Source organism: Parasedimentitalea nitratireducens (assembly GCF_057444295.1).
Window position 1 is genome coordinate 106204 of the sequence record NZ_JBYAXC010000006.1, and the last position, 12002, is coordinate 118205.

15 protein-coding genes are annotated in these 12002 nt (G+C 57.0%); 1 reads left to right on the forward strand and 14 read right to left on the reverse strand.

The window, feature by feature from the left end:
- Positions 1 to 65: 65 nt before the first annotated feature.
- From tolB to ruvC, 10 genes are all read right to left on the reverse strand, one after another.
- Complete coding sequence (gene tolB / locus AC2T28_RS17250; RefSeq protein WP_486749883.1) at positions 66 to 1394, reverse strand: Tol-Pal system beta propeller repeat protein TolB; 1329 nt, start codon at positions 1392 to 1394, stop codon at positions 66 to 68.
- A complete protein-coding gene (locus tag AC2T28_RS17255; protein ID WP_486749884.1) occupies positions 1391 to 2506 on the reverse strand; it encodes an energy transducer TonB in 1116 nt (371 codons plus the stop codon). Before AC2T28_RS17255 ends, tolB begins: the two co-directional genes overlap by 4 nt.
- A 12-nt stretch (positions 2507 to 2518) precedes the next feature.
- Positions 2519 to 3001 (reverse strand): protein TolR, encoded by a 483-nt coding sequence (gene tolR / locus AC2T28_RS17260; protein ID WP_486749885.1) that lies wholly within the window; start codon positions 2999 to 3001, stop codon positions 2519 to 2521.
- A 3-nt stretch (positions 3002 to 3004) separates the two neighbouring features.
- Positions 3005 to 3700: a protein TolQ gene (tolQ, locus tag AC2T28_RS17265; RefSeq protein WP_486749886.1), complete on the reverse strand. Its 696-nt coding sequence runs from the start codon at positions 3698 to 3700 to the stop codon at positions 3005 to 3007.
- Between the two features lie 105 nt (positions 3701 to 3805).
- Positions 3806 to 4189 (reverse strand): tol-pal system-associated acyl-CoA thioesterase, encoded by a 384-nt coding sequence (gene ybgC, locus AC2T28_RS17270; RefSeq protein ID WP_486749887.1) that lies wholly within the window; start codon positions 4187 to 4189, stop codon positions 3806 to 3808.
- A gap of 74 nt (positions 4190 to 4263) precedes the next feature.
- On the reverse strand, positions 4264 to 4608 hold the full coding sequence (locus AC2T28_RS17275; protein WP_486749888.1) for a low molecular weight protein tyrosine phosphatase family protein: 345 nt from the start codon (positions 4606 to 4608) through the stop codon (positions 4264 to 4266).
- A gap of 6 nt (positions 4609 to 4614) precedes the next feature.
- On the reverse strand, positions 4615 to 5238 hold the full coding sequence (locus AC2T28_RS17280) for a hypothetical protein (protein ID WP_486749889.1): 624 nt from the start codon (positions 5236 to 5238) through the stop codon (positions 4615 to 4617).
- A gap of 107 nt (positions 5239 to 5345) precedes the next feature.
- Positions 5346 to 6365, reverse strand: coding sequence for a Holliday junction branch migration DNA helicase RuvB (gene ruvB / locus AC2T28_RS17285; RefSeq protein ID WP_486749890.1), 1020 nt, complete (start codon positions 6363 to 6365; stop codon positions 5346 to 5348).
- A 140-nt stretch (positions 6366 to 6505) separates the two neighbouring features.
- Positions 6506 to 7186 (reverse strand): Holliday junction branch migration protein RuvA, encoded by a 681-nt coding sequence (ruvA, locus tag AC2T28_RS17290; RefSeq protein WP_486749891.1) that lies wholly within the window; start codon positions 7184 to 7186, stop codon positions 6506 to 6508.
- On the reverse strand, positions 7183 to 7680 hold the full coding sequence (gene ruvC / locus AC2T28_RS17295; RefSeq protein WP_486749892.1) for a crossover junction endodeoxyribonuclease RuvC: 498 nt from the start codon (positions 7678 to 7680) through the stop codon (positions 7183 to 7185). Before ruvC ends, ruvA begins: the two co-directional genes overlap by 4 nt.
- Positions 7681 to 7998: 318 nt before the next feature.
- Here ruvC and AC2T28_RS17300 point away from each other — a divergent pair, with 318 nt between their 5' ends.
- On the forward strand, positions 7999 to 8217 hold the full coding sequence (locus tag AC2T28_RS17300) for a DUF1127 domain-containing protein (protein WP_486749893.1): 219 nt from the start codon (positions 7999 to 8001) through the stop codon (positions 8215 to 8217).
- Between the two features lie 159 nt (positions 8218 to 8376).
- Here AC2T28_RS17300 and AC2T28_RS17305 read toward each other — a convergent pair whose 3' ends face one another.
- The 4 genes from AC2T28_RS17305 to AC2T28_RS17320 all read right to left on the reverse strand — a co-directional run bounded on the left by AC2T28_RS17305 (position 8377) and on the right by AC2T28_RS17320 (position 11967).
- Positions 8377 to 8721: a hypothetical protein gene (locus AC2T28_RS17305; protein ID WP_486749894.1), complete on the reverse strand. Its 345-nt coding sequence runs from the start codon at positions 8719 to 8721 to the stop codon at positions 8377 to 8379.
- Positions 8722 to 8829: 108 nt separating this feature from the next.
- Positions 8830 to 9696 (reverse strand): 50S ribosomal protein L11 methyltransferase, encoded by an 867-nt coding sequence (locus AC2T28_RS17310; protein ID WP_486749895.1) that lies wholly within the window; start codon positions 9694 to 9696, stop codon positions 8830 to 8832.
- 91 nt (positions 9697 to 9787) lie between these two features.
- Positions 9788 to 11023 carry an MFS transporter gene (locus AC2T28_RS17315; protein WP_486749896.1) on the reverse strand — a complete coding sequence of 412 codons (1236 nt, stop codon included), beginning with the start codon at positions 11021 to 11023 and terminating at the stop codon, positions 9788 to 9790.
- Between the two features lie 386 nt (positions 11024 to 11409).
- Positions 11410 to 11967, reverse strand: a complete 558-nt coding sequence (locus AC2T28_RS17320) for a hypothetical protein (protein WP_486749897.1) — start codon at positions 11965 to 11967, stop codon at positions 11410 to 11412.
- Between the last annotated feature and the right edge of the window lie 35 nt (positions 11968 to 12002).

The following is a 12002-nucleotide window of genomic DNA, read 5'->3' on the forward strand; positions in this document are numbered from 1 at the left end:
GTTACCTTGTGTTCTGATAACCCTATCACAGGCAAAATTGCCTTGCTACGGGCGTGATTAGCTTCTTATTTTTGCAATGGCGACCAGGCCGGATCCGACGCGCCATCCGGGGTTCTCACTGGTTTCAGGTTCCGCCCCGAGATGTCCACTGAATACAGCAACGCACGCCCCGTGGCCCCTTGGGTTTCGCGGGTGAACATGATCACCCGGCCGTTGGGCGACCAGGTTGGACCTTCGTCCAGGAACGAGGCGGTCAGCAGACGCTCTTCGCTGCCGTCGGTGCGCATCACACCGATGTGGAACCGCCCCTTGTGTTGCTTGGTAAAGGCCATCAGATCCCCACGCGGAGACCAGACCGGCGTACCATAACGGCCTTTGCCATGGCTGATCCTACGGGCCTCGCCTCCTGACGCGGGCATCACATACAGCTGCTGACTGCCAGAACGGTCACTTTCAAAAACGATCTGGCTCCCATCCGGCGAAAACGACGGTGCTGTTTCAATCGACGGAGCTGTGGTCAGGCGCGTCCGTGTGCCAGTGGCGATGTCCATGATGAACAGATCCGTGTTTCCGCCCTGTGACTGTGAATAGACCACTGTGCGTCCATCGGGTGAGAATCTTGGCGCAAAGCTCATGATCCCGTCGTCCGAAGACAGAACCTTTCTCTGCACCCTGCCCACGTCCATCACATGGATTTGCGGGAATCCGCTTTCGTAGCTGGTGTACAATACCCGATCACCTGTGGGTGAGAACCGAGGTGCCAGTACGATCGACGCGCTATCGGTCAAATACTGCACATTGGCGCCATCATAATCCATGATTGCCAACCGCTTGCGCCGGTCATTCTTAGGCCCGTTTTCCGAGACATAGACAACGCGGCTGTCGAAGTAACCGCTTTCGCCGGTGATCCGGCTGTAAATTGCATCCGATACCTTATGCGCCATCCGGCGCCAGCCATCGGTGGTGCCGGAAAACTGCAGCCCGCCCCCATCCAGCTCTTTGTCTGCAAAGACATCATAGCCACGAAACCGTACTGTCAGCTGATTGCCGGATACGCCCACTTCGCCAGTGATCAAGGCTTGAGCATTGACCGCCTTCCAGTCGGCATATTGCACCGGCGCACCAAAATCTGTGATCTGTGAAATATGCGCCGAGGCCGGGACCTCGCGGAACAAGCCGGTGCCATTCAGATCCGACGCAATGACCCGCGCGATCTGTGATGCCATTTCGCTGGCTGCGGCGTTTTCGGGCACAAAGCTGGGCACAGCATAGGGCAGCGGCTCGATCACACCATCGGTAATCTCAATCCGCAGCGGACCGTTTTGCGCCACCGCAGCACTCACGGGGGCCATCACTGCTGCCGCCAACAGAACGCCTGTCAAAAAAGTCCTCATTTGATCCGCATCCTTTCTGGATTGAATGTCATCTCAATATCGCGCCATTGGCCATATTTTTCAGGGGGAAGTTGGAACCCCTTTGCCCCGCAACGGATGATTGCCCGCCGCGCCGCTTCATAAGCTTGTTTAGCCGCAGTTCCTGACCCGCCCGTGCTGGAGAGCATCCGAACCGATGCAATGTCAGGAATACCTTGTTCACTCAATGAAAAACCAACAACTACGGTTGTACGTAGTGCTTCAGTCGACAGGGAACCAACATTCCAGCAATTCGACACCGCGATACGAAACGCAGCCAGCTCAACATCTGTCAGCGGCGGCCCCGAAGGTTCGGGGGTGATCACGTCAGCGCCCCCCTCCAGAGCTGTTCTCAACGCATCTTCAACAGCGTCGGGAATATCTTCAGCAGGCTGCTCGGTTTCGACCGTCTCAGCTGGGGTCTCTGCTGGTGTCGGTCGTCTGGGCCGCGTCTTGGGGCGCAACGATTGTGTCGGCGCCGCCGTCACCGGATCGTCCTGCTCTTCCGCCTCGGTCACGATACGATCACTGGCGGCTTCGGGCGCGGTTGCCTCTTGCACTTCTTGTTCTGTCTCAGCGCCCTCGTCCGGAGCGATCTCTGGCTGGACCACCTCGTCTATGGCGATATCCGGCGCAGGGGGAGCAATTGGCACAGGCGCCACCCGATCCGCAGGCTGGGCCACCTGAGGCTCAACTGTCTGTGGAAATTCCGGGGCAAGGTCAGGAAGCACTGGCGCTTCGGGGGCCGGGGGAACCGGCAGCGGCGCAGGCTCTGATTCAGGCAGCTCCGCGACCTCGGGGTCGGGCGCAGGTGGCTCAATCGGTTCCGGCTCTACTATTTCGGGCTCTGCATCCACTTGCGGCTCCACCTCGGGTGCCTGTGGTTCCTCATCTGGAACCGGCAAAGAAGCGGGCTCTTCCGCGATCTGGGGGGCGGTATGTTGCTGGTTCAGCATGGCAAACTCAGCCGGGCTGATCATGGTGACTTCCTGCACCTGAAACGGCAACGGTTCAGACGGGAACCAAGCACCAAACACCACCCAGCCCATCAGCCCGGCATGGGCCGCCAGAGATATTTTGGTTCCGACCTGCAAAACGCCGCTCCGCTATTGTCCGGCCGAGGCCGGATCTTCCAGCTCGGGACCGCCGATATCGGTGACAAGCCCCACGTTTGAAAACCCACCAGCATTCAGCGCGCCCATGACTTTCATCACCTGCTCATAAGGCAGCCCGCCATCTGCGCGCAGGAATACCCGGTCCGAGCTTCGTTCAGCTGCAATCGCCCGCAGCTTGGGCACCAGTTCTTCACGGCTGACCGATGTGGTCATAATCTGAACGTCGCCATCTATTGTTAGCGTCACTGACAGCGGCTCTTCCTGATCACCGGGCAATGCACCTGCGGCCGTCTTGGGCAGTTCCACCGGAACCCCAACCGTCATCAGCGGTGCCGCCACCATAAAGATGATCAACAATACCAGCATGACATCGACAAAGGGCGTCACATTGATTTCGGCCATAGGGCGCGAGCGGCCCCGACGACGTCCCCGGCGGCGTCCACCGTCCGAGGATTGTTGTACCGCGGCACCCATCGCTCAGGAATCCAACTGGCGGCTAAGGATGGTGGCAAACTCGTCGGCAAAGGCCTCGTAGCCACCGATAATGCGATCACTGTCCGCACTCAGCTTGTTATAGAACACCACCGCCGGGATCGCAGCCAACAGGCCCAATCCTGTCGCCATCAGCGCCTCGGCAATGCCTGGTGCAACCACGGCCAGGTTGCTGTTTTGCTGTTCGGCAATTTCGATAAAGGCGGTCATGATGCCCCAAACAGTCCCGAACAGGCCAATAAAGGGCGCTGTTGATCCGACTGTCGCCAGCACCGGCAAGCCCTTTTGCAGGCTCTCGGTCTCCTTGGCAATCGCCACATCCATCGACCGGTCAATCCGCGCCTGAGCGCCTGCGATCAACCCGCCATCAGTGCGATGGCTGCGACGCCACTCGGTCATACCTGCGGCAAAAATCTTTTGCGCTGCGGCTTCGGGCTGCGGGCCGATTTGTTCAAACAGGCCATCCAGCGGTTCACCTGACCAGAACGCCTGATCAAACTCATCCGCGCCACCACGTGCCAGTTTATAGGCAATGTGCTTTTGAATGATAATCGCCCAGGACCAGATCGAGGCCCCGATCAGCATCACCATTACCAATTTCACGGTAAGTGTGGCCCTCGCAAAGAGTCCCCACATGGAGAAATCAATCTCCTGCGCCATCGCCAGAGTTTCTGCTTCCATTAGCCTGCTCGCTCATTTCATAGCCGGTTTTCCGACCTTATCTGGCCGCAAGCTATCTTAGATAAGGGACAAAATCTATTCAAACAGGCGTTACGCGCCAATTTCTTACGACAATGCGCGGATCTCTGCCGGAAGTCGCTGCGGTTTGCCCTCTGCCGTAACACAGGCCACAGTGACCTTAGCGCGGAAAATTTCTGTCTCGCCGCGCATCACCCGCTGCGCCATCACCAGCCGCGCCGGGCTGACTTTGACCACTTCGGTTTCGATCAACAGCTCATCATCAAACCGCGCCGGAACGCGGTAATCCGCCTCAACCCGCTGCACCACCCAGATCAACCCACCGTCGCGCATGGCGTTCTGGTCATTGCCCAGCTTGCGCACCCAATCGCTGCGTGCCCGCTCGATGAACCGCAAGTAGTTGGCGTAATACACCACCCCGCCCATGTCGGTGTCTTCGTAATACACCCGGATTGGAAATCTATGCGTCATCGGTAAATTCCTCTCTCAGGTCTATTCACGCCATGCATAGCCAGATGACAAGCAGAACGCTGCGAAAAATGCAGCTAGGCCCCAAAGGTCACAAGTTTGTCGGCAATTGCGGCTCCGGCACCAGCCTGCAAAAGCTCTACCAGCTCGCCATCCATAAACTGATACTCATCAGGAATATCCAGAACCCGAATATCCTTGTGCCTCGCTTCAGCCCTGAATTCTGAACGGATACGCTCCGAATGCTTATCTTCCATAACCAGGACAAGATCCGCCCAGTTCAGGTCGGCCCTGGACAAACGACGACGCGCGCTGCTGCTGGTTCCGGCTGAGCGGGTATGCACCTCGGCATGCTTGCGCCAGATCCGTTCCCCGGTTGGGCTGCGCCATTGGTTGCGGCTGCAGACAAAAAGAACGTTCAAAACCGCTTACCCCTGCAACCGTGCAAACAGGCGCAAGGCATGGGATGTATCATCCGCCGAGGGGGGCATCATCCTGTCATAGGCCGCTGCAATCACCCCGGCAATCTCGGGCCGCAGGATGGTGGCTCCGGTATCCGGCAGCACTGCCAGTGGCGAGGTCTCGGCAAAGGCGCGATCGCCCCACATCAACATCACCTGTACCGACTGGGTCAGAGCCAGTGTCTCGGCCGGGACATCCGCCATGTCGCCGGTCATCCGCAAAAACACAAAGGCCGCCTGAATGGCACCCTGATCATCAAAACGGAACGCGCGGTACTGGCTGGCATCCGCCGCCCTTAGCCGACCAACCAGTGGCTCAAGATCCGGGATCAGACGCCCCAGATCCGGCACATCCAGCAATTCATCCCAGTCCCGGAAGAAAAAGAACATCAGATTGGCACCCAGCTCAGGATCAAGCTCGTCCATCTGAGCGCCCGCCAGTGTCGCCACCGCCTCGACCGCGCCTTTGACCACCTTCAACGTCTCGTCTTCGACCCCAAACACAACCGGCACAATCGGCCTACCCCAACGGGCAAAGGCATAAGATCCGTCGGTACGGGTGAATAGCTGTTCGATCTGTTCCGGCGTCATCTCGGCATCCTTATATCAGGCTTTGCGCTCTATGCCGTGCCCATAGAACACAAACAAGCCCCCGACTTCTTCTTGCCTAAATCCCTCTGCCAAAAGCAGCTGCAATCTCAGGAGAACAGATCGTCCGATGTTCTGGGCGCATCCAGGCCCAAATGGGTCCAGGCCTTTTGCGCCAACATCCGCCCGCGTGGCGTTCGTTGGATCAATCCCTGCTGCAGCAAGTAAGGCTCGATCACATCCTCTAGCGAGTCGCGACTTTCCGACAGCGCTGCCGACAGGGTTTCGATCCCCACAGGGCCGCCGCCGTAGTTTTCAGCGATCAGTTTCAAGTAGCGTCGGTCGGCGCCGTCCAGCCCAAGATGATCCACCCCCAGCCGGGTCAATGAACTGTCGGCCAGTTCCCGGGTGATAGTCCCGTCGCCTTCGACCACGGCAAAGTCCACCACCCGGCGCAACAGACGCCCGGCAATTCGGGGGGTGCCCCGTGCGCGGCGGGCAATTTCGCGTGCGCCGTCATCATCAGCAGGTGCGCCCAGTTTGCGCGCATTACGGCGCACAATCTCGTGCAACTCATCCACGGTGTAGAACTGCAGCCGGGTTGGGATGCCAAAGCGGTCGCGCAGCGGTGTTGTCAGCAGGCCCATACGGGTGGTGGCCCCCACCAGGGTAAAGGGCTGCAACTCAATCCGTACGGTGCGCGCGGCAGGGCCTTCGCCGATCACCAGATCCAGCTCAAAATCCTCCATCGCAGGATACAGGATCTCTTCAACGACAGGGTTCAGCCGGTGGATCTCGTCGATAAACAACACATCGCGTGCCTCAAGATTGGTGAGGATCGCCGCCAGGTCACCAGCCTTGGCCAGCACTGGGCCCGAGGTCATGCGGAAGTTCACACCCAACTCGCGGGCGATGATCTGTGCCAGGGTGGTTTTCCCAAGCCCTGGAGGGCCATGGAACAACGTGTGGTCCATGGCTTCGTCCCGTTTGCGAGCGGATTGGATAAACACCTTCAGGTTGGCGCGGGCCTCGGCCTGACCGATGAATTCACCCAACCCCTGTGGGCGCAGGGCGCGGTCATTGTCCTCGGGCAGCGGATCAGGGCGCAGTTTTGGGTCGGCGTCAATCATTTTAGGTTCCGCGTTTGAGATAATTCAATTAGGGCGGTGCCTGACCGCGGGCGGAAGCGAAGCACCCGCCCATGGGGGCGGTCGGGCGCTGCCCGGCTTGTCAGCCGGGCGAGACACAGACAATCACGGTTATCCATCCCCTACCCCTTTGGTGCCAGCAACTTCAGTGCTGCCTTAATCAGATCGGCCTCACCCAATCCAGACTCGTTTCCGGCAGCCTCAGCCACGGCTGCGGCGGCATCACTGGGGCTGTAGCCCAGATTGGACAGCGCCGACAAAGCCCCGGCTTGGGCTGCGGCATTGGTGCTCGGCTTGCTCGATTTCTTTGATTTGGGTTTCGAAGCCGGTTCAATGCTCTCCAAAACTTCCAGTTCTGGCCCATCCATAGCCTCGGATATCGTTCCGCCCATCGCCATCACGCTTGGCGCCTTGTCTTTCAGGTCCAGCACAATGCGTTGCGCTATCTTGGGACCCACACCTTTGGCCACCTTAACGCTGGCCCAATCACCCAAAGCAATAGCACGGCCAACCGCATCCGGCCCCAGGGCGCCCAGAATAGCCAAGGACGCCTTGGCCCCCACGCCCTGAACCGAAGTCAGCAGGTGGTGCCACTCTTTTTCAATCAGGGTAGTGAAGCCAAACAGCTGCAACAGATCCTCGCGGACCAGCATGGATGTATAAAGCGATATTGCCTCGCCCACCCCGGGCAGCGCCATCATGGTGCGGCTGGAGCAATAGACGATATAACCCACGCCACGCACGTCGATCAGCACGTGATCTTCGGCGCGGTAATCCAATCGCCCGGTTAGTTTGCCAATCATCTCCGTACCTCTCGCAGCATCTTTTCCTCGGTGCCACGATAGAAAGCATGGCAGATGGCAATCGCCAAGGCGTCTGCAGCATCTTCGTTCTTGGGGCTACAGCCCGGCAACTGCAATTTCACCATATGCAGGATCTGTCCCTTGTCGGCATGCCCGACCCCGACAACTGTTTTCTTGACCCGGTTCGGGGCATATTCCCCCACCGGCAACCCGGCCTTGGCCAGTGTCAACAGGGCCACACCACGGGCCTGTCCCAGCTTTAGGGTGCCAGCACCATCTTTGTTCACAAAGGTCTGTTCAATGGCGGCCTGATTTGGAGCGTACTCTTCGATCACTTCGGTGACTTGGTTGTGCAGCGACAACAATCGCTCCCCCAGATCATCGCCATCTGACTGACAAACACCGTTGGCAACATGGCTCAGTTTAGAGCCCCGTGATTCGATTACGCCCCAGCCAAGGTTTCGCAACCCCGGATCGATCCCCAAAATCCGCATGTTTCGCCCGGCCCTTGCCCATGAAATAGATTTATTTTTAGCCGATTAGCACAAAACGCGAACATGTCCAAACCCTTTTGGTAAACGAACGGTTAGCAAAAGGCGCGGAATTCGGCCTGAAACCGACCCTTTGCCATCCCAATTCCGACATTTTGCGACAGCCTGCCGCAGGTCGCCCATAAACCTTATTTATATACCTAATAGCTATGCAATTTGTGCATGGGACCCTTGCAATTTCCCACCTTGCGCGGTGCATTTCGCATCCCTACATGCGCTCCATCAAATACGACTACAGCAACTCCAAAGAAGGACAAGGATATGGCTGCTTTTGACACAACCCGCACCACCTATGGCGCAACTGGCCTGATCGGCCGTATCGGTTCGACGTTCTCCGCGCTCGGCGCATCTTTTGCTCAGTGGAACGACGCGCGTGCCACCCGCAATTCCCTGTCGGTACTCAGTGACCGCGAGCTGGCGGATATTGGACTTTGCCGCGGTGACATTGAAGTCATTGCAACGGGCAACAAGCTGAACTAAACCGCACCTGATTCGGCTCCTCCCTCGGAGTTGAGATTTCGAAACGCCGCGCACCTTCTGGTCGCGGCGTTTTTTCGTTTCTGTCTTCGGTAAAATAGAGAAAGCCGCAGGGTCCCCCTCCCTGCGGCTTTCTTCCTGTCCCCGTCAGCCCCTCAGCGTTTAGCGAAGATAGGGTCTGATCTGTTCAGCGATTTTTTGAGCCAGCGGATCAGCAACCATCACATAGGCCCCGGCCTGCTCTGGCATAGACCCAGCGTGCAACTTGCCCACCCGCTCTTGGTAGCTGCCAAGCCCAATGGATGCGATCAAGAACCCCTTGAACGCCCAAAAGGCCGCAAGGAACAAAACCACCGACCGTGGTGATATGCGAGATTCAAGTTTTCTGGGCGCAACAACGATCAGACCATCCGATCTGATCTTGGCCGAATAGCCATTTCCCATTGCCTCGTGTTTGCGTTCAAGACGGCGCACACGCGACATAAATTGCTGATGTTCTGTATTCATAGCAGACCCCGAACTGGCCCCCACCAGCGGATAAGGCATCCTGCGTCAGAAATGTGGCAAATGTATGGCGGACCTTTAAAATACGTTATAAATCCGTCTCACTTACCCCTATTTCTGCAGCAACAACGTGGTCCAGTCACCAATCTCGTCCCGACGCACCTGATTGATGCCATTTCGTGCATAAACCTCTGCCACACTTTCGGCTTGTTCGTTGAGAATCCCCGACAAAATCGCATATCCACCAGGACGCAGATATTCAGCCATTTCGGGGGCCAGCGCCACCAGCGGTCCTTTGAGGATATTGGCGAAGATCAGATCATAGGGCGCAGCCGCCTGCAGGTCTGGATTATCAAAGCCTGCGGCTTCTACACAGCCAACCCGCCCCGCCATGCCATTGGCAGCCAGATTTGCCTCGGCAACGTCCACCGCGACCTGATCGATGTCACTTGCCAGAATGGTGCCATCCCAGACACGGGCGGCTGCCATCGCCAGCACTGCGGTGCCGCAGCCGACATCGACAACCTTATCTGCCTTGAACCCTTCGCCAATCAAATGATCAACGGCTTTCAGACAGCCCAACGTGGTGCCGTGATGCCCGGTGCCAAACGCCATCGCCGCCTCGATCAGAAGCGGAATCTTGTCCGCAGGGAGCTTGTCAGCGTCGTGACTGCCGTAGACAAAGAACCGCCCGGCCTCGACAGGGGCCAGTTCTCGCCGCACATGCGCCACCCAGTCGGTATCTGGCAGCTCGGATACGGCAAATGGCTTGGATCCATGCAGGGTTGCCAACAAGGCCAGACCGGCCTCGTCCGGTGCTTCGGTGAAATAGCCACCAACTTCCCACAGACCCGAGTCATCTTCGAGATCAAGAATGCCAACACCGGTGGGTTCAGGCATCAGGCTCTCCATCGCCTCGCCCAGCGCCTCGGCGGCGGCTTTTCCGGATAGGGTGGTAAGGGCGGTAAAGGTGGGCATCACGATCTCCTGAAACTGATCAGATGCGCCTAGGCTGGCTGGGCCGATAGGTCAAGCGAAAGGGCCACCTGCGCAGCCCTCTCTGGTTTCCTTACTCCGCCGGAGCAGGCATCCGATATTTGCTGAATATTGTCTCATTACCCGGCTCAGGATGGCGCGGGATCAATAGTGACAGGCCCAACGAGGTCAACGCCATAAGCGACGCCAAACCAAACACCGCAGCAGGCGACACCAGCCACAGCAGGCCCAGCAACACCGGCAGGAACACCGCAGCGATGTGGTTGATGGTAAAGGCCACAGCCGCCGTTGGCGCGATATCTGCAGGGTCCGCGATCTTCTGGAAATAGGTCTTTAGCGCCAGCGCCAGCCCAAACAGGATATTGTCGACTACGTATAGAACCGAGGCAAACAGCACGCCCCAGCCAAACCAGTAAATGCCGCCATAGGCCATGAACACCAACGTCAGCCCAACATACTCCCAGATCAGGGTGCGGCGCTCACCAAAGTAACCCACGGCTTTACCCAAGAATGGCGCGACCAGCATTTTGACCACCAGATTGATCAGGTACAGACTGGTCAGTTCGTGCACGTCAAAGCCAAAACGTTCGACCATCATGAAGCCCGCAAAGACCATAAAGATCTGCCGCCGCGCACCGGCCATGAATTGCAGGGCGTAGTACAGCCAATACCGCTCGCGCAACACCATAGTCTTGTTCTGTGGATGTGGAGATTCAAACTGCGGATAGGCAAGTAGGGCAAACACCGCCAGCCCGGCAGTGGTAAAGCCGCCCACCATGAACACAATATTGTAGCTCAGGTTCAAAGTATCCCACATCAACATGATCAAGACAAAGACCAACAACGTCGTTGCCGATCCCATGCCCAACAACCAACCCAGCACCTGCGGAGCCTTGTCTTTTGGCAACCATTGCAGCTGCAGCGACTGATTCACCGTCTCGTAGTAGTGAAACCCAAGCGAGCTGAGAAAGGTCAGCATCAGAATTCCGGACAGGCTGGGGAACCAAGCGGTAAAGGCCGTTGCCACGCCCAACAGCACCAGCGACACCATGCCCAGCACTTGCTCACGGACAAACAGGATTATGGCGATCACGCCTATGGCCATAAAGCCAGGTATCTCGCGCACTGTGTGCAGCAAGCCGATGTCTGATCCGTCAAACCCTGCGACCTCAATCACAAAGTTGTTCAGCAGTGCGTACCACGAAAAGAACGCGATCGGCATGGCTGCAGACATCAGAAACAGCAGGGTCACCGGACGGCGCCAGAACGGCAAGTCAGACGAAGCGGAGAGTGGGAATTGTTTGAACATGCCCCGCTCATACGCCCGAAACACTCAGGTGGGTAGAGCAAAGACGCGCGTGCACATCAGCCCTGCATCTATGCAGAGTCGCTGCGCATGACAAAACGCCCTCCAAGGCGTTGCCTTGTTGGAGTGTTGTGGTGCCGCTGATGATGTCTGACGGTTACCAGAACCGGTATGAGTAATAAGAGGCGGTACCGCCAATGCGGATGCGGACGGGGATCAAACCCCGCGTGCTAAACGTTGTCTCTGCGCGCCCCGATATTGTTGGGACCCTGTTCCAAGCGCCGGGGTGCCAAGCCCAGCAGTGATTGCAATCAGGGGTGTTTTACCATGCAAACAGAAAAATCGCGTTACAGGGGCGTACGCTGGGTGTGCAACACCTCAATAAACCATCAATTCAATTTACAACGATCCCACTGCTCCTGATCATATTGACCAACCATCTGAAGATACAATAGCTCATCCAAGCAGCTTGATTCATAGTTTCCAGTTAGAAAAGTTGCATCCACGATTAGAACTCTCTTTCGCTCCACATAAAATGGCACAGGGTGGAAACGAAACTTTAGATTCACACGTGTCTTTTCAACTAGGGATGAAGGTTTTTTGGCCTTGATGAGAGACGCGTCCAATCCTAGCCAAGCGGCGATTTCTACATTAGCAATATCCCCAAAACCGTCGAGCAATAGAACCCAGATATCTACATCCGCCAAGGTTTCGATTTCTCGGTACGAGAGTTGCGGTCTTGTATCTTCCCACTCATCGGCAAAGAAAGGTGGATTCTGATAAAATGCCCCCCCCTGCCAAAAGGCAAAAGTTAAAGGATTCAATCTTCGCTCCAGGGCTGCAACGTTATCATTTATCAAAGACAAAAGTGTGAAAGCAAAATAAGCTAGTACGACAAGGAAATAGAGCCTAATAGCTCTCAGCCCCCACTTTACGAAACCACTCATTTATTCGCCTTCCAAAGCATCAAATTTGCTTCTTC